Origin of the sequence: Streptomyces aurantiogriseus (assembly GCF_014649375.1) — a bacterium.
Lineage (GTDB): Bacteria > Actinomycetota > Actinomycetes > Streptomycetales > Streptomycetaceae > Streptomyces > Streptomyces aurantiogriseus.
Window position 1 is genome coordinate 292,299 of the sequence record NZ_BMSX01000003.1, and the last position, 20,403, is coordinate 312,701.

The 20,403-nt window shown below is 70.6% G+C and carries 16 protein-coding genes; 11 read left to right on the top strand and 5 right to left on the bottom strand.

The annotated features are described in order from the left end of the window. Nucleotides 1-141: 141 nt before the first annotated feature. The 4 genes from IE263_RS07900 to IE263_RS07915 form a co-directional block, all read right to left on the bottom strand. The gene (locus IE263_RS07900; protein ID WP_229910846.1) at nucleotides 142-1,197 is read right to left on the bottom strand and encodes a glycosyltransferase family 2 protein; all 1,056 of its coding nucleotides are present in this window, start codon (nucleotides 1,195-1,197) and stop codon (nucleotides 142-144) included. Between the two features lie 161 nt (nucleotides 1,198-1,358). Continuing rightward, nucleotides 1,359-2,354, bottom strand: coding sequence for a class I SAM-dependent methyltransferase (locus IE263_RS07905; RefSeq protein WP_189933707.1), 996 nt, complete (start codon nucleotides 2,352-2,354; stop codon nucleotides 1,359-1,361). Between the two features lie 133 nt (nucleotides 2,355-2,487). Continuing rightward, nucleotides 2,488-3,813: an alpha-2,8-polysialyltransferase family protein gene (locus tag IE263_RS07910; protein WP_189933709.1), complete on the bottom strand. Its 1,326-nt coding sequence runs from the start codon at nucleotides 3,811-3,813 to the stop codon at nucleotides 2,488-2,490. Next, nucleotides 3,813-4,826 carry a glycosyltransferase family 2 protein gene (locus IE263_RS07915; RefSeq protein ID WP_189933711.1) on the bottom strand — a complete coding sequence of 338 codons (1,014 nt, stop codon included), beginning with the start codon at nucleotides 4,824-4,826 and terminating at the stop codon, nucleotides 3,813-3,815. Before IE263_RS07915 ends, IE263_RS07910 begins: the two co-directional genes overlap by 1 nt. Before the next feature lie 198 nt (nucleotides 4,827-5,024). On the opposite strand from IE263_RS07915, the gene IE263_RS07920 reads away from it, so the two are divergent. Genes IE263_RS07920 through IE263_RS07935 form a run of 4 tightly spaced genes read left to right on the top strand, consistent with a single transcriptional unit; the run spans nucleotide 5,025 to nucleotide 9,746 of the window. Then, a complete protein-coding gene (locus tag IE263_RS07920; RefSeq protein WP_189933713.1) occupies nucleotides 5,025-6,383 on the top strand; it encodes a DUF6716 putative glycosyltransferase in 1,359 nt (452 codons plus the stop codon). Nucleotides 6,384-6,403: 20 nt separating this feature from the next. After that, nucleotides 6,404-7,651 carry an N-acylneuraminate cytidylyltransferase gene (locus IE263_RS07925; protein ID WP_189933715.1) on the top strand — a complete coding sequence of 416 codons (1,248 nt, stop codon included), beginning with the start codon at nucleotides 6,404-6,406 and terminating at the stop codon, nucleotides 7,649-7,651. Between the two features lie 12 nt (nucleotides 7,652-7,663). Beyond that, nucleotides 7,664-8,602: an N-acetylneuraminate synthase family protein gene (locus IE263_RS07930; protein ID WP_189933717.1), complete on the top strand. Its 939-nt coding sequence runs from the start codon at nucleotides 7,664-7,666 to the stop codon at nucleotides 8,600-8,602. Nucleotides 8,603-8,657: 55 nt separating this feature from the next. Continuing rightward, nucleotides 8,658-9,746: a hypothetical protein gene (locus tag IE263_RS07935; protein ID WP_189933719.1), complete on the top strand. Its 1,089-nt coding sequence runs from the start codon at nucleotides 8,658-8,660 to the stop codon at nucleotides 9,744-9,746. A gap of 37 nt (nucleotides 9,747-9,783) precedes the next feature. Here the strand turns inward: IE263_RS07935 and IE263_RS07940 are convergent, their stop codons facing one another. Continuing rightward, nucleotides 9,784-10,452 (bottom strand): class I SAM-dependent DNA methyltransferase, encoded by a 669-nt coding sequence (locus IE263_RS07940; RefSeq protein WP_189933721.1) that lies wholly within the window; start codon nucleotides 10,450-10,452, stop codon nucleotides 9,784-9,786. A 728-nt stretch (nucleotides 10,453-11,180) separates the two neighbouring features. Here IE263_RS07940 and IE263_RS07945 point away from each other — a divergent pair. The 7 genes from IE263_RS07945 (at nucleotide 11,181) to IE263_RS07975 (ending at nucleotide 20,371) form a co-directional block, all read left to right on the top strand. Continuing rightward, nucleotides 11,181-12,401: a M20 family metallopeptidase gene (locus tag IE263_RS07945; protein WP_189933723.1), complete on the top strand. Its 1,221-nt coding sequence runs from the start codon at nucleotides 11,181-11,183 to the stop codon at nucleotides 12,399-12,401. Between the two features lie 873 nt (nucleotides 12,402-13,274). Then, complete coding sequence (locus IE263_RS07950) at nucleotides 13,275-14,324, top strand: BMP family lipoprotein (RefSeq protein ID WP_189933725.1); 1,050 nt, start codon at nucleotides 13,275-13,277, stop codon at nucleotides 14,322-14,324. A 346-nt stretch (nucleotides 14,325-14,670) separates the two neighbouring features. Next, the gene (locus IE263_RS07955; protein ID WP_189933727.1) at nucleotides 14,671-15,720 is read left to right on the top strand and encodes a BMP family lipoprotein; all 1,050 of its coding nucleotides are present in this window, start codon (nucleotides 14,671-14,673) and stop codon (nucleotides 15,718-15,720) included. A gap of 241 nt (nucleotides 15,721-15,961) precedes the next feature. Further along, entirely contained in the window at nucleotides 15,962-17,578 is a 1,617-nt protein-coding gene (locus IE263_RS07960; protein WP_189934315.1) for an ABC transporter ATP-binding protein, read from the top strand. Beyond that, entirely contained in the window at nucleotides 17,578-18,702 is a 1,125-nt protein-coding gene (locus IE263_RS07965; protein ID WP_189933729.1) for an ABC transporter permease, read from the top strand. Before IE263_RS07960 ends, IE263_RS07965 begins: the two co-directional genes overlap by 1 nt. Continuing rightward, nucleotides 18,699-19,976, top strand: a complete 1,278-nt coding sequence (locus IE263_RS07970; RefSeq protein ID WP_189933731.1) for an ABC transporter permease — start codon at nucleotides 18,699-18,701, stop codon at nucleotides 19,974-19,976. Before IE263_RS07965 ends, IE263_RS07970 begins: the two co-directional genes overlap by 4 nt. Further along, on the top strand, nucleotides 19,973-20,371 hold the full coding sequence (locus IE263_RS07975) for a cytidine deaminase (protein ID WP_189933733.1): 399 nt from the start codon (nucleotides 19,973-19,975) through the stop codon (nucleotides 20,369-20,371). The genes IE263_RS07970 and IE263_RS07975 overlap by 4 nt, the downstream gene beginning before the upstream one ends. Nucleotides 20,372-20,403: the final 32 nt, after the last annotated feature.

A 20,403-nucleotide genomic window follows, 5' to 3' on the forward strand; every position in this document is an offset into this window, starting at 1 on the left:
ACCGTCCTCGCCCGGCTCCCGGAAGACGACACTCCTGAGGGCGCTACGGGAACCGCCTCAGCCGCGGTCCCGGCCCCAGTGTCGGCCGCGGTCCCGGCCGCAGTGTCGGCCGTGGTCTCGGTCGCGGTCCCGGCCGTGGTCTCAGACGCCACCACGACCGTCCCGCTCGCCGCCGCCGTCGCGCTCGTCCGCGCCGATCACCTCGCGCACCAGGTACAGCGGACGCCCCTGCGCCTCGCTGTAGATGCGCCCGACGTACGTGCCGATCACGCCCAGCGACAGCATCTGGGTGCCGCCCAGGAACAGCACGACGACCATCAGCATCGTCCAGCCGGAGACGGTGATGTCGGGCCGGAAGAACTTCATCGCCAGCGCGTACACGATGCCGACCAGCGACAGCGTCAGCACCACGAAACCCAGCTTGGTGATCATCTTCAGGGGCGCGGTGGAGAAGCTGGTCATGCCGTCGACGGCGAGGCGGGCCATCTTGCGCAGCGGGTACTTCGTCTCACCGGCGAACCGCTCGTCGCGGTCGAAGGCCACCTCCGTCTGCCGGTAGCCCATCGAGGCGACGATGCCGCGCACGAAGCGGCTGCGCTCGCGGTACTTGCGCAGCTCGTCGGCGACCCGCCGGTCCAGGAGGCGGAAGTCCCCGGTGTCCAGCGGGATGTCCACCTCGGTGGAGGAGCGCAGGATCCGGTAGTAGAGGTGCGCGGTGGCCCGCTTGAAGGCGGTGTCCTGCCGGCTGCGGCGGCGCGCGTGCACGATCTCGGCGCCCTCGCGCCAGGCGTCGACCAGCTCCAGGCTGACCCGCGGCGGGTCCTGGAGATCGGTGTCCATCACGATCACCGCGTCACCCTGGGCGACGTCCAGGCCGGCCGTGATGGCGATCTGGTGCCCGAAGTTGCGGGCGAAGTCGACCACCCGGACCCGGTCGTCCTGTTCCGCGATCCTCTTCAGGATCGGGAGCGAGCCGTCGGCGGAGCCGTCGTTGACGTACACCAGCTCGAAGTCGAGGTCCGGGCGGCCGTCGAGGGCGGCGGTCAGCTCGGTGTGGAAGGCGGTGATGCCGTCCTGCTCGTTGTAGACCGGCAGCACGTACGAGACGAGCGGCCGCCGGGCGGGCGTCGGCTCCACCGTCGCGAGGGCGACGGGGGCCGGGGCCTGGGCGGGCGGGCGTATGTCCTGCTGAGTCATCTCGGCGCGCCCTCGGATGCGAAGAGGCTTGCGGGGGAAGCTTTTTGCAGCATTCGGGGAAGCTATGGAGCATGGGTTAACCCCGCCCCAACACATCACATCCGGGAGCGGTCTTCCCTGTTGCTCTTCGTCTTTTCAGGTTTATTGACGCGGTGAATGTGTCAACGACGTATCGCTTTGCGCACAAGCCGGCGGAACCGGATCACCGCGGACGGCCGGGGAGTCTTCGCCCGCTCGGCCTCCAACGCCTTGCGGAGTTGCTCGAAGTGATCCTTACGGGTGCGTGAGAGATACTCGTCCGAGGTCAGCGGCTCGGCGATCTTCCAGGCCTGCTGCGGGCGTCCCGCGTAATGGGCGACAAAGGCCTTGGCGAGCTCCAGGACCGGCCGGAAAGGGACCCCTCCGGTGTGGTCGAGATCGACGCGTTCCTGGACTGCGGAGATCAATTCCAGTTTCTCGTCGACCGTGTACGCGTCCTCGGCGATCCGCCGCCACACCTCCTCGGGCACCGGCCGCACCACCTCGAAGGCCAGCGTGGACCGTACCGGCGGCCCCGCGAGCTCGATGTACGGCAGCAGGGCGCCCGTGCTGTGGTGCAGCCACGGCAGCCGGGGGCTGGCGAAGTCCTGGTGCAGCACCACCGCCCCCGGCTCCAGCCGGGGCAGGAACCGCTCGGCCACACAGCGGAACACCCGCTGCGTCTTGGCGATGTCGACGTGCAGGAACTCGATGGGGGAGTGGTCGTCCGGGTCCGAGGTCTGCCAGATGTCCCCGGCGTGGATCTCCAGGAAGGGCAGGAACGGCTCCAGCCGGGCCTGGAAGTCCTCCAGGAAGGAGTTCCCGTCCTCGGGCTTCGCCCCCGAGGTGAAGAACTTCTCCGTGGCGAAGGTCCCCTTGCCGACCCGGAAGAAGTCGTACGCGTGCAGTCTTCCCGTCCGCTCGTCGAACACGGGGCTCTCCTTGAGCCCCAGCGCCAACGCGTACGTGGACCCGCCCCCACCGGAACCCAGCTCCACCAGCCGGCCCTTCCCGGTGAGGTGATGCCGTCCCAGCAGATACAGGAAGCCCTGCTCCCACTTGCTCACCTGGGAGTAGGGCATGTCGTCCGGCAGCCGGACGTCGTCGAGGAGCGGGTAGAGCCGGGCGAGGTTCGACATGGTGGCCTCACGGTCGGTCGGAGAGTCTCTGCACTCACGCACGGGTGTACGAATGCGCGATGCTAGGCCCGGCCCGGGCTCACCTCGGCCGATGTTCCCGGGAGTTCACCTCGACTTCTCCCTCGCCCCCGCCTCAGCGCCGTACGGCCTTCCGCAGCGCCTTCGCGCGGCGTACCACCCGGCGGGCCGTGGAGTTGCGCGGCAGGAAGGACAGCCGCTCCGGGATGCCACCGGGCAGCCCCAGCGAGGTGAGCCGCTTGCGCTTGAAGTAGCGCTGGGTCCGCGGGCCCAGACGGGTGCGCAGGTAGGTCTCCGCGGCGGGCCGCAGAGACGGATGGAGCTGCGGCTGCATGACGAAGCCGACGGCGGTCACCAGCGCGGACAGCGTGTCAGCGGGCAGCGCGGCGTCCTTCTCCTCCAGGTCCGGCAGCAACGCGTCCGCCAGCACGACCGGCACCCGGTTGCTGTTCTGGTACGGCGTCAGCCGGTCCAGGAGCGGCTCGGTGCCGATCCGGGCGACCGACAGCTCGTAGAACGCCGACGCCGTGAACAGAGCCGTGGAGAAGCACCCCACCACCAGCGCCGGCCGCGCCCTGTCGAACAGCACCTCGGCGAGGACGGGCGTGTCCAGCACGGTCAGGTCGACGCCCAGCTTCTCGGCCTCGGCCTCCAGGATCCGGCTGTAGCGGGCCGGAGCGGTGGGGTGCGGCTTGAAGACGATGGCGCGGTGACCCCGGGCGACCGCCCCGCGCATCATCCGCACATGCAGGTCCTCCTCCTCCCGCACGGAGAGGATGCCGAGCGCGGACAGGTACTGGCCCAGCAGCAGCGCGGAGTCGTCGGGCACCCGGGGCAACTCCCCGGACGCCTCTCCGACCTGCCCGAGCACCTTCAGGAAGGCGCTCACCGGCACGGTCTGCGCGGGCACCTCGAACTCGGTGAGCAGCATCGGCACCAGACCGGACACCAGGTCGAGGTGGAGCAGCCGCCGCACCCGCGTGCCGATCAGCGGGTCGATCTTGTTGCGGGTGGGGCCGTAACTCATCAGCCCGTCGGCGTAGACGTCGACGGGCGCTCCGGTGAAGATCTGGGCGATGGCCTGCGCGGGGTTGACCTGGATCGACTCCAGGACGATCTCCACCCGGTCCTCGCCCAGCCCCCACAGCAGCCGCAGGTACCGCTCGAAGAGAGGGACGTCGTCGGGGCGCGGCGCCCAGGAGCCCGGGTGGAAGGGGCTGATCGCCTCGTTCCAGGACAGCACCGCGTCGAAGCGGTCCCGCAGCGGCTCGAAGCCCGGCATCTCGTCGACGGCCGGCGTGGTCTCCGGGTTCGTCGCGTTGTTGCACACCAGCAGCAGCCGGCGGTCCGCCGTGGGAAAGCACTCGGAGTCGAGCGCGGCGGCCAGGGTGGCGGCGCCGTACAGCGTGGAGGCGCAGAAGATCTGGGTCGTACGGGACATCAGGCGGCCGCCTTAGGGGGGGTGTCCTGGGGGGTGACCTTCGCCGAGGTGATCTTCCGGCGCAGCCGCCGCAGCTTGGAGGAGCGGCGCAGGTCCATGGTGTCGAGGACATCGGTGAGCAGCTCCTGCGGCATGCGCTTTATCGCCGCGGCGCTCATCGTGCGCAGCTGCTTGGCCACCGGCGCCTCGAACTTCTCGATCTCACCGAGGTGGTGGGCGATGATCGCGCAGTACGTGCGCACCGCCTTGGGCAGCAGCCGGTCGGCCTCCGCGTCCTGCGCGGTCTCCTCGATGACCTCGTCGAAGGCGCGGATGAAGTCCAGCTGGCGGGCGTCGCCGATCTGGGTCAGGGAGGAGGCGACCCCGCGGCGGTAGAAGACGCCGTACAGGTTCAGCACGGCGAACGACTCCGCCTCCCGGTGCAGCTTCCAGATCCACGGCCGGTCCTCGGCGGTGCGCAGACCGTCCGTGAAGTGCAGCAGGCCCCGGTCCAGCAGCCGCCGGTGGTAGGCGCCGGCCCAGGCGTAGGCGTAGTCGACGGAGGTCGTGCGGTCGGCGGGCAGGATCGCGTCGCGCGGGCTGAGGACCTCCCCGCGGCGCCCGTGCGGGTGCCGGACGACCGTGCGGGCGCGCCCGGTGGCCTGCACATGGTCGGTGCGCACGAAGTCGCAGCCCAGCTCCTCGAGCGCGGTGACCAGCTCGTTCAGGTAGCCGCGCGCGAGCCAGTCGTCGCCGTCCAGAAACGTCAGATATTCGCCCTGTGCCGCGTTGAGACCGGTATTGCGTGCGGTGGCGAGCCCTCCGTTCTCCTCATGGCGGACGAGGCGCACCTGCGCGACCTTCGAAAGATCCTCGACCGCCCGTTCGAGAATGGCGGGAGTTTCGTCCTTCGAACAGTCGTCCACCAGTACGAACTCGAAGTCCGGGCGGGCGTTCAGATGAAGACTTCTGAGCATGTCCGGGGCGTATTGCTGGACGTTGTAGAACGGCACGATCACGGAAAGCTTTGGCACCCGCAAAAGCCTAGGAGGGTGTCCGGCAGCGGAAATTTCCGGTGTGAGTACGGGGGATGAACTCGATGTGTCGGAATGGTGCATCCCGCGTATTTCCGAGAACTCGGCGGGCCAGTTGGGGCTTCGGTGGCGCGCTGTTAACTTTCCGTTGAGTCGAGGTTGGGCCAAGCACGGGTTTTGCTTTCTAGCGTCGTGGCCGTGCCACCTAGTACTTCGAAGCCTTGCCGGATCGCCGTGCTCGCGGACTCCGACACCCGCTGGAAATGGGGTGCGTTGACCGCGGGCCGGATCGCCCCGGGCGGGCGGACGGGCTCGTCCATGGAAGCCGGGTCGCGCGGCGGCACGCAAGTCGCCCCCGTCCTGGACGGGTTCCTGCTGCGCGGCCGCGCCACGCCCACCCCCCGCCAACTGGCCGAGGTGGGCGTGCACGCCGACTCCCTGCGCGAGGTCACGGCCGTGGAGTTCCTGCGCGTCATGGCGCGGGAGTCGTACGACGTGCTCGTCCTCGCGCTGGTCGGCGGGGGCGTCCAGGCGATCCTGCACGGACTGAAGCGGATCCGGGAGGGCACCGGCGAACGGCCCGTCGTCGTCACCGGCTACGTCGGTGTCGTCTACGAGAAGCTCGCCGACGGTCTGCTGCTGCGGCACGGCGCGGACCTCGTCCTCGCCAACTCCCGCCAGGACGCGGAGCGTTTCCGCGCGGTGTACGAGGGAGTGGGCGCCGACGCCTCCTCGGTGACCGAGGTGGCCCTGCCCTTCCTCGGCGGCGCCCCGTACACCGGTGAACACGACCCCTACACCGTGGTGTTCGCGGCGCAGCCCTCCGTACCGGAGAGCCGTAAGGACCGCACGTACCTCCTGAACCGGCTCGTCCAGCACGCCCGTCTGCACCCCGAACGCGAGGTACTGCTCAAGCTCCGCTCCAAGCCGGGTGAACACACCACCCACATCGAGGAGTTGCCCTACCAGAAGCTGGCGCAGAAGCTCGACCTGCCGCCCAACCTGCGCCTGGTCTACGGCAACATGGGCGAGGTCCTCGACCGCACCGACCTCATGGTCACGGTCAGCTCCACGGCCGCCCTCGAGTCGCTGCACCGCCGTATCCCCACCGTGGTCCTCACCGACCTCGGGGTGCGCGAGGCGCTCGGCAACCACCACTTCGTCGGCTCCGGCTGCCTCGCCTCCTGGGACCAGCTCGACGCCGGGCACCGCCCCGCCCCCGACGAGGAGTGGGTGGCCCGCCAGGGCGTGGCCGCCGACGGCTCGTACGACAGGGCCTTCGACGCGGCCCGCGAACGCATCGCGAAACTCCTCGCCCAGCCCGGCGGCCTCCCCCCGCTCACCCCCTACTACACACCCGCCACCGCACCCGGCTACCTCCCCGGCATCCTCGCCCGCCACCACCTCGGCCCCGACGGCAGCCCCCTGCCCGGCGCCCCGGCCGCCGACAAGGAACCCGGCCCGGTCCGCCAGATCGTCCGCCGCGCCGCCCGCGGCGCCTACCGGCACGGGGTGCAGCGGGTGGCGCCGGTCATCCGGCGCATGGGGGAGCTGTGACACCTCAAGGAGAAATGTCCATGTCCGACTCCTCAGTGGGCGTGCGCCGTGTGCTCGCCGTGATCCCCGCGCGCGGCGGCTCCAAGGGCGTCCCCGCGAAGAACCTCGCCCCCGTCGGCGGACTGCCGCTGGTGGCGCGGGCGGTGCGCGAGTGCCGGGCGACCCGGCTGGTGACGGACGTCGTGGTGTCCACCGACGACCAGGCCATCGCGGCGGCGGCCCGGGAGGCCGGCGCGGAGGTCGTGCTGCGGCCGGCCGCCATCGCAGGCGACACGGCCACCTCCGAGGCCGCGGTCCTGCACGCCATGGACACCCACGAGGCCCTGCACGGCACGGCCGTCGACGTGGTGCTGCTCGTCCAGTGCACCAGCCCGTTCATCGTCCGGGAGGACATCGACGGGGTCGCCGCGGCGGTCGCCGAGAACGGCGCCGACACTGCGGTGACCGTGGCCCCGTTCCACGGCTTCGTATGGCGAGACGCAACAGGCGCAGCGGGAACGGAGGACGGCGGCACGGACGGCGGCTACGGCGTCAACCACGACAAGTCCTACCGCCCCCGCCGCCAGGACCGCCCCCAGGACCTCCTGGAGACCGGCGCCGCCTACGCCATGGACGCGGCCGGCTTCCGTGCGCACGGCCACCGCTTCTTCGGCCGCACCGACCTCGTGCGCACCGACCCCGCCCGCGTCCTGGAGATCGACGACCCGCACGACCTGGCCCGGGCGCGGGCGCTGGCGCCGCTGTTCGACGCCGACCGGCCCGGCTCCCTCCCGACCGCCGACGACATCGACGCGGTCGTCCTCGACTTCGACGGCACCCAGACCGACGACCGGGTGCTGATCGACTCCGACGGACGGGAGTTCGTCTCCGTGCACCGCGGCGACGGACTCGGCATCGCGGCCCTGCGCAGGTCGGGCCTGAAGCTCCTCATCCTGTCCACGGAACAGAACCCGGTCGTCGCCGCCCGCGCCCGGAAGCTCAGGCTCCCGGTGCTGCACGGCATCGACCGCAAGGACCTCGCACTCAAGCAGTGGTGCGAGGAGCAGGGCATCGCGCCGGAGCGCGTGCTCTACGTCGGCAACGACGTCAACGACCTCCCGTGCTTCGCCCTCGTCGGCTGGCCCGTGGCGGTCGCGAGCGCCCACGACGTCGTACGCGGCGCCGCACGCGCGGTCACCACCCTCGCCGGTGGCGACGGCGCGATCCGGGAGATCGCCGGCTGGATCCTCGGACCCTCTCTCGACTCTCTCGACCCCCTCCCCGAGTAAGGAACCCCTGACATGAGCACCAACTCCCGCCTCCGCCAGTTCGGTTCGCGTACGGCCGGCCCGGGTCGGCCCGTCTACATCTGCGGCGAGATCGGCATCAACCACAACGGTGAGCTGGAGAACGCCTTCAAGCTGATCGACGTGGCCGCCGAGGCCGGCTGCGACGCCGTCAAGTTCCAGAAGCGCACCCCCGAGATCTGCACCCCGCGCGACCAGTGGGACATCGAGCGCGACACCCCCTGGGGCCGGATGACGTACATCGACTACCGCCACCGCGTCGAGTTCGGCGAGGACGAGTACCGCGCCATCGACGACTACTGCAAGGCCAAGGGCATCGCCTGGTTCGCCTCCCCGTGGGACACCGAGGCCGTCGCCTTCCTGGAGAAGTTCGACGTCCCCGCCCACAAGGTGGCCTCCGCCTCCCTCACCGACGACGAGCTGCTGCTCGCCCTGCGCGCCACCGGCCGCACGGTCATCCTCTCCACCGGCATGTCGACCCCGAAGCAGATCCGCCACGCCGTCGAGGTGCTGGGCAGCGACAACATCCTGCTCTGCCACGCCACCTCCACCTACCCGGCGAAGGCCGAGGAACTGAACCTCCGCGTGATCAACACGCTGGAGATGGAGTACCCGAACGTCCCGATCGGCTACTCCGGCCACGAGACCGGCCTGCAGACCACCCTCGCCGCCGTCGCCCTCGGCGCCACCTTCGTCGAGCGCCACATCACCCTCGACCGCGCCATGTGGGGCTCCGACCAGGCTGCCTCCGTCGAGCCGCAGGGCCTCACCCGCCTCGTCCGCGACATCCGCACCATCGAGGCCTCCCTCGGCGACGGCATCAAGAAGGTCTACGACTCCGAGCTCGGCCCGATGAAGAAGCTGCGCCGCGTCGCCGGCGTCGTCGCCGAGGCCGAGATCGCCGCCGCGGCCGGCGAGCCCGTCACGGTCTGACCCGGATCCCTCTCCGACCACCGCCACGAGTGCCTAACGGGACGGTCGTACGACGATGAGCCCTCGCGCCGGGAACACCGGCACCACCCCCCACACCCTCGCGTTCGTCGAGAGCCCGGTGCAGCTCCTGAACGTCCTGGAATGGGCGCACTCCCAGGGACCCGGTCCCCGGGAGGAGCCCGGCGCGGGGTTCACCCTCGTCGTCCTGTCCCCGACCGACCCGATGACCCGCGGCCAGCTGCGTCGCATGGCCGAACTGGCCCGTGAGGAGGGCCACGAGGTCCGCTGGGAGGAGGCCCGTGGCGGCCCCGGGGCCCCCTTCCGCACCATCGGCGGACTGGCCCCCCTGCTGCGCAGGGCGGAACGGGTCGTCATGGGGGACCCCTTCTCCCGCTACGTCCAACTCCTGCTGACCATCACCCGGGCCACCGAACTGGTCGTCGTCGACGACGGCACGGCCACGATGGAGTTCGTCGGCCAACTCGCCCGCGGTGAACGGCTGGTGCGCTGGCACCGCACAGGCGGCCGCCCCGCCCCCCGCGACGTGTTCTTCGCCCCGGTGTCCGCCTCCGCCCGCCGCCGCCTGACCCCCAGCGCGGGCCGGCGGGTGGAGGTCTTCTCCTCCATGCCGATCAGGGAGACCCCGGCCGACGTCACGGTCACCGTCAACGCCTTCGCCTGGACCCGCGCCCGCTTCGGCCCGCCCCGTGTGACGAAGGGCGCCGACATGGTCGGCACGTCCCTCGTCGAGACGGGTGTCGTCGACGGCGACCGCTATCTGGACGCCGTCGGGGTCCTCGCCAAGGCCCACGGCTGCGCACGCTACTTCGCCCACCGCCGCGAAAGCGCCGACAAACTCCACCGCCTGGCCGTGGAGACGGGCCTGGAGGTCGTCCGCCCCGAGCTGCCGCTGGAACTGATCGCCCGCAGAGGCCCCATCGGCAGAACCGTCCTCAGCTTCCCCTCCACGGTCGTCCACACCCTCCCTCTCGCCCTCGCCGGCACCGACGTCCGCGTCGCCGTCTGCGACATCGACCCGGCCTGGCTGACCGAACACGCCTCACCCCGGGCCCAGGGCTTTCTGTCGGGGGTGACGGGAACGGCGCGGGACGTGCACCGGCTGTCAGCGGTGAGCGTGGTCTGAGCTCTCCCGCGGCCTGGGCCGACGGGCCGGAGCGGCTCTACCCGGACCTGCGGGCCAGCACGAAGGCCCTGGGCCGCGTCCCGTCCTCGTCCGGTTCGAGCACGACCCGTGCCTGGAGCTCCAGCCCGGCCTTCGCGAGGTGGGCGACGACCGTCTCCGGGTCACGCCAGAAGCAGTCCAGCGCGACCTCGCACCCGAACCGCTCCGTGAGGCGCTGCTCCTCGTCCTCGCCGGTCTGGAAGGCGAGCAGCAGATACCCGCCGGGGACGAGCACGCGCCGGAACTCCCCGAAGACGACGGGCAGGTACTCGTCCGGGACATGAATGACCGAGTACAGGGCGAGCAGACCGCCCAGGGTCCGGTCGGGCAGGTCCAGGGAGTCCATCGACCCGACGTGAAAGCGGAGCTGGGGATGAGCCCGGCGGGCGAGGGCAACCATGCGGGGGGAGACGTCGACGCCGAAGACGGGGACACCGAGGTCGTGCAGCCGCGCCGTGACGTCTCCGGGCCCGCTGCCGACGTCCGCCACCGGCTCGCTGCCTCTGCCCTTCACCAGCTCGGCGAACCCGCGGAGGAGGGCTCGGTCCAGGGGCCGGTGCCCGAGTCCGTCGGGGAAGCGCCGGGTGTACTCCTCGGCGATCGCGTCGTACGACTCACGGGCGTTCTGCACGAAGCCGAGGTCCAGGAGGGCGTTCGGTTGGCTCACGGGGGCGGACTCTAGCGGGGGCGCGTGAACGGCGGGGGAAGCTTCGCGACTTTCACCTGACGGTCGGGCCTCTCACCCGGGCCGCTCCTCCTCCCAACGGCCGAACCTCCCGAAGAAGCTTCCCTCGGCCTCGTCCCCGGCCGGGACCTCCCACACCTCCACCTGTGCCACCACCCCTTCCCCCCGTCCCCACAACCACCTGACCGCCCACACCAGGCTCCCCAGCAGCCACCCCGCCAGGAGATCATCACCAGCAGCCCGCCCAGGACCAGGAACGCCGTCCCGCGCACGCCGAGCCGCGCCAGGGCCCACGGATCAGGGAAGGCGCATCCGCACGCCCACGAGGGGTCCGCCGCCAGGGCCTGCCTCACCGTCGTTATGGGGACCCCGTGCCCGCTGCGTCCCGGCCGCTCGCGCGGCGTGGCGCAACCGGTGCGTGGAGTTGATGCTTCCGGGACCGGGGCGGCCGGAACACGGGGCCGGACCGGTTCCGGTACCTGGACAGCGACGGCGCGGTCCCGTGGGGCGTGGTATGCGTGGAGGAGAGGAAAATAGCGGGATGGGTCAGAATTTCATGATCCACTCGGGCGAAGTCGGCCGAGTTTACCCATCTCCCATGCCAGCCATGCGCCGCGCGGCCAACTTTTCCTGCCCGATCGGGTTGAAGTTTTGTTGATCGGGTCAGTTGACCGTCCCGGCGTCCTACCCTTCAAAGGGTGAAGCAACTGATGTCCCGAGAGTCCGAGGCCGATACTTCCGGGGATGCCGTGCTCCCCGGCACCTTGCCGGAAGCCCTGCGCGCCGAGCTCGTCGCCTTCCGCCGCGACATGCACATGCACCCCGAGCTCGGCAACCAGGAGTTCCGTACGACGGCGGCGATCAAGGAGCGCCTGGAGAAGGCGGGCCTGAAGCCGCGCGTCCTCTCCGGCGGGACCGGGCTCATCTGTGACATCGGCGACTGGGCGGACGGCACGCCCGTCCTCGCGATGCGCGCCGACATCGACGCGCTGCCCATCCCGGACACGAAGACCGACTGCCCGTACCGCTCCACCGTGCCCGACCGCGCGCACGCCTGCGGCCACGACGTGCACACCGCCGTCGTCCTCGGCGCCGGCCTCGTCCTCGCCGACCTGCACCGCCAGGGCCGGCTGCCGCGGCCGGTCCGGCTGATCTTCCAGCCCGCCGAGGAGGTGCTGCCGGGCGGCGCCGCCGACGCCATCGAGGACGGCGCGCTGGACGGCGTGGGCCGGATCATCGCCGTGCACTGCGACCCCCGCGTCGACGCCGGGATGATCGGACTGCGGGCCGGCGCCATCACCTCCGCCTGCGACCGCCTGGAGATCTCCCTCGACGGGCCCGGCGGCCACACCGCCCGCCCGCACCTCACCACCGACCTCGTCACCGCCGCCGCCCGGGTCGTCACCGACGTCCCCGCGCTCGTCGGCCGCCGCGTGGACACGCGCGCCGGGCTCGCGGTGACCTGGGGCCGGATCGAATGCGGCCACGCCCCGAACGTCATCCCGCAGCACGCCGAGCTCTCCGGCACCGTGCGCTGCCTCGACATCGAGGCCTGGCGGCAGGCGCCGGACCTCGTCGTCGCCGCGATCGACGAGGTCGCCAACCTGCACCGCGCCAAGTCCGAGATCAACTACGTCCGCGGCGTCCCCCCGGTCGTCAACGACGCCGGCGTCACCGACCTCCTCCGCGCCGCCATGATCGCCCGGCACGGCGAGGAGACCGTCGAGGGCACCCAGCAGAGCCTCGGTGGCGAGGACTTCTCCTGGTACCTGGAGCGGGTCCCCGGCGCCATGGCCCGCCTGGGCGTGCGCCACCCGGGCGAGCGCACGGTCCGCGACCTCCACCAGGGCGACTTCGACGCCGACGAGTCCGCGATCAAGGTCGGCGTGGAACTCTTCACGGCGGCGGCACTCCTCGACGGCGGCCTGTAGCACCCGCCTCCAGCCGAACGGCGCCCCCGCCCCCACCCTGGGGCTGCGCCCCGGGACCCCGGGCGGGGACAGCGTTCCCCGCACCCCTGCGGGGCTGCACCCCTGCGGGGCTGCACCCCTGCGGGGCTGCACCCCGGTCCCGCCCACCCGCCCGCCCGACTCGGTGGGTCGAGAGGTGGCCCCTCACCCCGGGGCTCCGCCCCGGGACCCCGGGCGGGGACTGCGTCCCCTGCACCCCTGCGGGGGCTGTGCCCCTGCCGGGGCTGCACCCCGGACCCATCCGCCCGCCCGACTCGGTGGGGTGAGGGGTGGTGCTCCTCGGGCTTCGCCCCGGACCCCGGGCGGGTCTGCGTCCCCTGCACCCCTGCCGGGGGCTGCGCCCCGGCCTCCGCCTGCCCGTCCGCCCGACTCGGTGGGGTGAGGGGCGACCCTCCACGGGGCCTCCGCCCGGACCCTGGCGGGGCCTCCGCCCCGGATCCCGGCAGGGTCTCCGCCCCGGAACCCGGCGGGGCCGCCCCCGCACCCCTACCCGGTGCTCCACCCCCACCCGAGCTCCACCCCAGCCCCCGGCCCGCCGGAGGCCCCCGCTCCGGTTGCGTCCGGGGTGGGGTTGGAGGGAGTCTGGGCGCGTGGCGTTCGTGGCTGTGCGCCATCACGGTGGAGGCGCCCCAGATATACGGAGAGTCAGGGGACTCGGGCGGTGTTGTGTCCCAAAACACGCCATTCGATCCGGTGGTTCACCGGGACGTAACCGGCCATCGGCACGAATGGATAACGGCCACGGGGTACCCCGTTCCCAGGAGTGTCTACGCGCGTTAATCTGCGCCGAACTCAGCACCCACTGCGGGGCTTTGGAGAATGGGGAACTTCAGGATGCGTCGGATATCCAAACTGACCCGCGTCGCGGTGGGGGTCGCGTCGCTCGCGCTCGCTGCCACGGCCTGTGGCGGTACCAGCAGTGAAAGCAGCGGCAGCGAGACGAAGGAGGACCTGGGTCTCGCCATCGCGTACGACATCGGCGGCAAGGGCGACCAGTCCTTCAACGATGCCGCGTACTCCGGCCTGGACAAGGCGAAGAAGGAGTTCGGCTACAAGACCGCCGACGTGGAGCCCACCGAGGGCGAGACCGACGCCGACAAGGAGCAGCGCCTGGCTTCGCTCGCGAAGCAGGGCTACAACCCGGTCATCGGCATCGGCTTCGCCTACGGCCCCGCGATGGAGGCCGTGGCCAAGAAGTACCCGAAGACGACCTTCGGCATCGTCGACTCCGTGGTCGAGGGCAGCAACGTCGCCTCCCTGGTCTTCGCCGAGGAGCAGGCCTCCTACCTCGCCGGCGTCGCCGCCGCCAAGGCCACCAAGACCAACACCGTCGGCTTCGTCGGCGGCGTGGACATCCCGCTGATCCACAAGTTCGAGGCCGGCTACAAGCAGGGTGTCCAGGACACCAGCGGCGGCAAGGTCAAGGTCATCTCGCAGTACCTGACCCAGACCGCCGAGGAGGGTGGCTTCTCCAGCCCGGACAAGGGCAAGGCCGCCGCCGAGGGCCAGATCGAGAAGAAGGCCGACGTCGTCTACCAGGCGGCCGGTCTGTCCGGTCAGGGCGTGATCGAGGCCGCCGCCAAGGCGAAGGTCTGGGCGATCGGTGTCGACTCCGACCAGTACAAGCAGGCGGCGCTGGCGTCGTACAAGAACTCCATCCTGACCTCCGCGCTCAAGGACGTCGGCGGCGCGGTGTACGCGCTGGCCAAGTCCGTCAAGGACGGCAAGCCGCTGACCGGCACCCAGACCTTCGACCTGAAGGTGAACGGCGTCGGCCTGGCGGAGAGCAACCCCGAGTTCGCGAAGATCGCCGGTCTCACCGACGCCGTGGCCAAGGCCAAGGCGGGCATCATCGACGGCACCATCAAGGTCAAGACCGAGTAGTCGGGACCAGTAGGAGACGGACCGCCGATCCGGACGGTCCGCCGATCCGGACGGTCCGGTGGTCCGGACGGTCCGGTGGTCCGGATGGACGGACACGGTCGAATCCCTACGAAGCGGGCGGGCGCCCTGGAGCGCCCGCCCGCTTCGTTGTCCCTCCACGCATCACCCACCGCCACCCCCTCTTTGCGCTCGGCAAGCATGTGAGCAGGCTCTCGCTCAGGTTGGCCACGGGCGCATAACAAGGTGGACAGAAGGGGTTTTCAGGCAGGTCTACGCGCGTTAATCTGCGGCGAAGCCAGCGCCGTAGCTGAACCGTCCGGCGCTTGTACGACTAGGAGCACCACTCATGCGCCGGATTTCCCGGATCTCGGTCGCAGGCGCAGCGACCGCCTCTCTGGCCCTCGCGCTCTCCGCCTGCGGCGGCACCTCGACCTCGGCCTCGTCGGAGTCGAAGGGCGAGGACAAGGGTCTCGCCATCGCGTACGACGTCGGCGGCAAGGGCGACCAGTCCTTCAACGACGCCGCGTACGCGGGCCTGGAGCAGGCGAAGAAGGAGTTCGGCTACGAGACGGCCGACATCGAGCCCACCGAGGGCGAGACCGACGCCGACAAGACCCAGCGCCTGGTCTCGCTGGCGAAGCAGGGCTACAACCCGGTGATCGGTGTCGGTTACGCGTACGCGCCGGCCGTCAAGGAGGCCGCGGCGAAGTACCCGGACACCACCTTCGGCATCGTGGACGACTCCACGATCAACGCGAAGAACGTGGCCGACCTGGTCTTCTCCGAGGAGCAGGCGTCCTACCTCGCCGGTGTCGCGGCCGCCAAGAGCACCAAGACCAATGTCGTCGGCTTCGTCGGCGGCGTGGACATCCCGCTGATCCACAAGTTCCAGGCGGGCTTCGAGCAGGGCGTCAAGGACACCAACCCGAAGGTCCAGGTCCTGTCCCAGTACCTGACCCAGACCGCCGAGGAGGGTGGCTTCTCCAGCCCGGACAAGGGCAAGACGGCCGCCGAGGGTCAGATCGAGAAGAAGGCCGACGTCGTCTACGCGGCCGCCGGTCTGTCCGGTCAGGGCGTGATCGAGGCCGCCGCCGCCAACAAGGTGTGGGCGATCGGTGTCGACTCCGACCAGTACAAGCAGGAAGCCCTCGCCAAGTACAAGGACCACATCCTCACCTCGGCGATGAAGGACGTCGCCAAGGCGGTCTACAACCTCTCCAAGTCGGTCAAGGACGGTAAGCCCGAGACCGGTATCGTCAGGGGCGATCTGAAGACCGGCGAGGTCGGCCTGTCGAACTCCAACCCGAAGTTCGCGTCCGACGCCGACCTCCAGGCAGCCATCACGACGGCCAAGGAGAAGATCATCAGCGGCGAGATCAAGGTCAAGAGCAGCTGATCGGCAAGGGGGTGTCTCATGGATCAGGCCGGCTCGAAGTAACGGCACTTTGTGGACTCCGGCAAGATCCATGAGGCACGCCCTTGACACCCTGAGCAGCGTGTAACCGCGGGGTTACGTCCGCTCAACGGGGTACGGGGAGGCTTGCTCCCCGTACCCCGTTGTCGCGGTGCGTCGGCCCCTTTGTATGCCGTAGGGGCGCTACGCGCGTAGACGACCCCCGTCCCCAGGAGAGTGCGCCATCAACGCGTCCAGCAGCCCTCCGGCCGGAGCGGCGGTCAACGGTCAACCGACCGCCGTCGAACTCGCCGGGATCACCAAGCGTTTCCCGGGTGTCGTGGCCAACCACGACATCCACCTCAGCGTCCGCAAGGGCACCGTCCACGCCCTCGTCGGCGAGAACGGCGCCGGCAAGTCGACGCTGATGAAGATCCTCTACGGCATGCAGAAGCCGGACGAGGGGACCATCGCGATCGACGGCGAGCAGGTCTCCTTCCACTCGCCGGCCGACGCCATCGCCCGCGGCATCGGCATGGTCCACCAGCACTTCATGCTCGCCGACAACCTCACGGTCCTCGAGAACGTGGTGCTGGGCAGCGAGAAGCTGTACGGCATCGGTGCCAAGGCCCGCCGCAAGATAAAGGAGATCTCCGACCGCTACGGCCTCGGCGTACGCCCCGACGTCCTGGTCGAGGAACTCGGCGTCGCCGCCCGTCAGCGCGTGGAGATCCTCAAGGTCCTCTTCCGCGGCGCCCGGACGCTGATCCTGGACGAGCCGACCGCCGTCCTCGTGCCGCAGGAGGTGGACGCGCTCTTCGACAACCTCCGCGAGCTGAGGTCCGAGGGCCTGTCGGTCATCTTCATCTCCCACAAGCTGGGCGAGGTCCTCTCCGTCGCCGACGAGATCACCGTCATCCGCCGAGGTACGACCGTCGGCACCGCCGTGCCCGCCGAGACCACCCCCCGCCAGCTCGCCGAGATGATGGTCGGCAGCGAGCTGCCCACGCCCGAGACGGCCGAGTCCACGGTCACCGACCGCCCGGTCGTCACCGTGGACAAGCTGCGCCTGGAGGCGGCCGGCGGCAAGGCCCTCCTGGACGACATCACCTTCACCATCCACGCCGGCGAGGTCCTGGGCATCGCCGGCGTCGAGGGCAACGGCCAGACCGAGCTGGTCGACGCGCTGATCGGCCTCAAGCACGCCGACTCCGGCACGATCACGCTGGCCGAGGAGGAGATCACCGCCTGGGCCACCCGCAAGCGCCGCGAGCAGGGCATCGGCTACATCCCCGAGGACCGCCACCGCCATGGCCTGCTCCTGGAGGCCCCCCTCTGGGAGAACCGCATCCTCGGCCACGTCACCGAGAAGCCCAACGCCAAGGGCGTCTGGCTGGACCCGAAGGCGGCCCAGGAGGACACGCGCCGGATCGTCGAGGCGTACGACGTCCGCACCCCCGGCATCGACGTCACCGCCGCCTCCCTCTCCGGCGGCAACCAGCAGAAGCTGATCGTCGGCCGCGAGATGAGCCACAAGCCCCGCTTCCTCATCGCCGCCCACCCCACCCGCGGTGTGGACGTCGGCGCGCAGGCCGCGATCTGGGACCACATCCGCGAGGCCCGCCGCGAGGGCCTGGCCGTGCTGCTGATCTCCGCCGACCTGGACGAGCTGATCGGCCTGTCCGACACCCTCCGGGTGATCTACAACGGCAGGCTCGTCGCCGACGCCGACCCGGCCACCATCACCCCGGAGGAGCTCGGCTCCGCCATGACCGGTGCCGCCACCGGACACCTCGAACACGAAGAGACCCCCGAGACCTCGGCCGACGCCCCCGAGTCTCCGGAAGACGAGGCCCGCTGATGAAGAAGTTCGACAAGGAGCGCGTGCTCCTGGCGGTGGCCGGACCGGTCATCGCGCTCGCCGTGGCCTTCGCCCTGAGCTCGGTCGTGCTGATCGCCTCGGGCAAGAACCCGGTCGAGCCGTACACGCTGATGTTCGAGCAGGCCTCGTTCTCCGACATCCAGGTCCTGATCATCAACCAGGCCTCGATGTACTACATCGCGGCGCTCGCGGTGGCCATCGGCTTCCGGATGAACCTGTTCAACATCGGTGTCGACGGCCAGTACCAGCTCGCCGCCATGATGGCCGCCATCGTCGGCGCCCACATGGACCTGCCGGCCGCGCTCCAGATCCCGCTGCTCCTCCTCACGGCCGTCCTCACCGGCGCCTTCTGGTCCGGCATCGCCGGTGTCCTCAAGGTCACCCGCGGGGTCAGCGAGGTCGTCGCGACGATCATGCTCAACGCGATCGCCACCTCCGTCATCGCCTACCTGTGGCTGCCGAGCGTCTTCGGGGTCAAGGTCGGCAACAACAACACCACCGGCGAGATGCACGAGTCCGGCTGGGTGCCCGGCATCGACATGGGCGCGGCCGGCGAGATCTACGGCCTGGTCATCCTCGCCGTCCTGCTCGGTATCGGCTACTGGGTCGTCCTCAACCGCACCCGCTTCGGCTTCGACCTGCGCGCCTCCGGCGCCTCGGAGTCGGCCGCCGCGGCCAGCGGTGTCGACCCCAAGCGCATGGTGCTCACCGCCATGCTGATCTCCGGTGCCATCGCCGGTCTCGCGGGCCTGCCGATCCTGCTCGGCGACACCCACACCTACAGCCTGAACTTCCCCACCGGCATCGGCTTCCTCGGCATCGGCATCGCCCTGCTCGGCCGCAACAGCCCCGTCGGCATCGCCTTCGCCGCCCTGCTGTGGGCCTGGCTCGACAAGGCCTCGCCCGAGCTGGACTTCCACGGCTACGACAAGGAGATCGCGGTCATCATGCAGGGCCTGATCGTCCTCTCCGTCGTCGTCTCCTACGAGGCCGTCCGTGAGTGGGGCCTGCGCCGCCAGCAGCGCCGGGTCGGCGCGGAACTGGCCGCCGGACACGTCCTCGGCGCCGACAACAACACCACGAAGGAGGTGGCCGGCCGATGACCACCCCGCAGACCTCAGCGGTCGACGTCAACCAGCCCACGCTGCAGCCCGCGGCGCCGACCGGCCGCCGCCTGTCGTGGCCCGTACTGCTGCTGGTCATCGCCGGAGCCCTGGCGCTGACCTCGATCGTCCGCATCATCACCGGCGCCGACGGCATCACCAACGTCAGCCAGATGTCCACCGCGCTCCAGCTCGCCGTGCCGATCGGCCTCGCCGGTCTCGGCGGTCTGTGGGCCGAGCGCGCGGGCGTCGTCAACATCGGCCTCGAGGGCATGATGATCCTCGGCACCTGGTTCGGCGCCTGGGCCGGATTCCAGTGGGGCCCGTGGACCGGCGTCCTGGTCGGCATCGTCGGCGGGGCGGTCGGCGGTCTGCTGCACGCCTTCGTCACCGTCACGTTCAACGTCAACCACATCGTCTCCGGTGTGGCCATCAACATCCTCGCCCTCGGCGCCACCCGCTACCTCGCGCCCCTCGCCTTCGAGGGCCACGCGGGCGGCTCCGCCAAGCAGTCCCCGGCGGTCGAGTCCCTCGGCAACTTCACGGTGCCGGGTCTGTCCGACGCCCTGAGGGACCTCAACGCCAAGGGCTGGTTCTTCGTCTCCGACATCGCCGGCCTGCTCGGCGGCCTGGTCACCAACGTCTCCTGGCTGACCCTGATCGCCGTCGCGCTGATCCCCGCCACCTGGTGGATCCTGTGGCGCACCGCGTTCGGCCTGCGCCTGCGCTCCTGCGGCGAGAACCCGGTCGCGGCCGAGTCCCTCGGTGTCAACGTCTACAAGTACAAGTACCTGGCCGTGATAATTTCCGGCGGCCTGGCCGGCCTCGGCGGTGCCTTCCTGTCCATCGTGGCCAACCCCTTCTATCTGGAGGGCCAGGTCAGCGGCCGCGGCTACATCGGTCTCGCCGCGATGATCTTCGGCAACTGGATGCCGGGCGGACTCGCCATCGGCGCCGGCCTGTTCGGCTACACCGACAGCCTCAACCTGCGCGGTGGCTCGGCCAACGTCCACGCGCTGCTGCTGCTCGGCGCGCTGCTGCTGGTCATCGGCGCGATCTGGCTGGCCGTCCGCAAGAAGTACCTCCAGGCCGCGATCACCCTGATCGTCGGCGGCCTGGTGTGGGCCTGGTACGCCGGCACCAACGAGGTCCCCAACCAGGTCGTCTCCGCCACGCCGTACGTCATCACGCTGATCGTGCTCGCCCTGTCGGCCCAGCGGCTGCGGATGCCGAAGGCGGACGGCCTGCCGTACCGGAAGGGACAAGGCAAGTGACCCCGGCCGCCACCGTCGACTGGGACGCCCTGCGCGAGGCGGCCCGGGAGGCCATGGGCCACGCGTACGCCCCGTACTCGGGCTACCCGGTCGGGGTCGCGGCCCTCGTCGACGACGGCCGTACGGTCTCCGGCTGCAACGTCGAGAACGCCTCCTACGGGCTCGGCCTGTGCGCCGAGTGCGGACTGGTCTCGGAGCTGCAGCGCACCGGCGGCGGCCGCCTCACCCACTTCACGTGTGTGGACGGCCGCGGCGAGATCCTCGTCCCGTGCGGGCGCTGCCGACAGCTGCTGTACGAGTTCGGCGGCCCGGAGCTGCTGCTGGAGACGCCGGCGGGGATCCTGCCGCTGGCGGAGATGCTCCCGCAGGCCTTCGGCCCCGACCACCTCAAGTAAGTCCCGTGCGGCCCCTCTGACCCACGCAGAGG

Bases quoted from the DNA above. Each gene is read 5' to 3' on its own strand.
- IE263_RS07910 (WP_189933709.1), bottom strand. From the start codon at position 3,813: ATGTCCCGTACGACCCAGATCTTCTGCGCCTCCACGCTGTACGGCGCC.
- IE263_RS07945 (WP_189933723.1), top strand. From the start codon at position 11,181: ATGTCCCGAGAGTCCGAGGCCGATACTTCCGGGGATGCCGTGCTCCCC.
- IE263_RS07955 (WP_189933727.1), top strand. From the start codon at position 14,671: ATGCGCCGGATTTCCCGGATCTCGGTCGCAGGCGCAGCGACCGCCTCT.
- IE263_RS07950 (WP_189933725.1), top strand. From the start codon at position 13,275: ATGCGTCGGATATCCAAACTGACCCGCGTCGCGGTGGGGGTCGCGTCG.
- IE263_RS07965 (WP_189933729.1), top strand. From the start codon at position 17,578: ATGAAGAAGTTCGACAAGGAGCGCGTGCTCCTGGCGGTGGCCGGACCG.
- IE263_RS07905 (WP_189933707.1), bottom strand. From the start codon at position 2,354: ATGTCGAACCTCGCCCGGCTCTACCCGCTCCTCGACGACGTCCGGCTG.
- IE263_RS07925 (WP_189933715.1), top strand. From the start codon at position 6,404: ATGTCCGACTCCTCAGTGGGCGTGCGCCGTGTGCTCGCCGTGATCCCC.
- IE263_RS07930 (WP_189933717.1), top strand. From the start codon at position 7,664: ATGAGCACCAACTCCCGCCTCCGCCAGTTCGGTTCGCGTACGGCCGGC.
- IE263_RS07970 (WP_189933731.1), top strand. From the start codon at position 18,699: ATGACCACCCCGCAGACCTCAGCGGTCGACGTCAACCAGCCCACGCTG.
- IE263_RS07935 (WP_189933719.1), top strand. From the start codon at position 8,658: ATGAGCCCTCGCGCCGGGAACACCGGCACCACCCCCCACACCCTCGCG.
- IE263_RS07900 (WP_229910846.1), bottom strand. From the start codon at position 1,197: ATGACTCAGCAGGACATACGCCCGCCCGCCCAGGCCCCGGCCCCCGTC.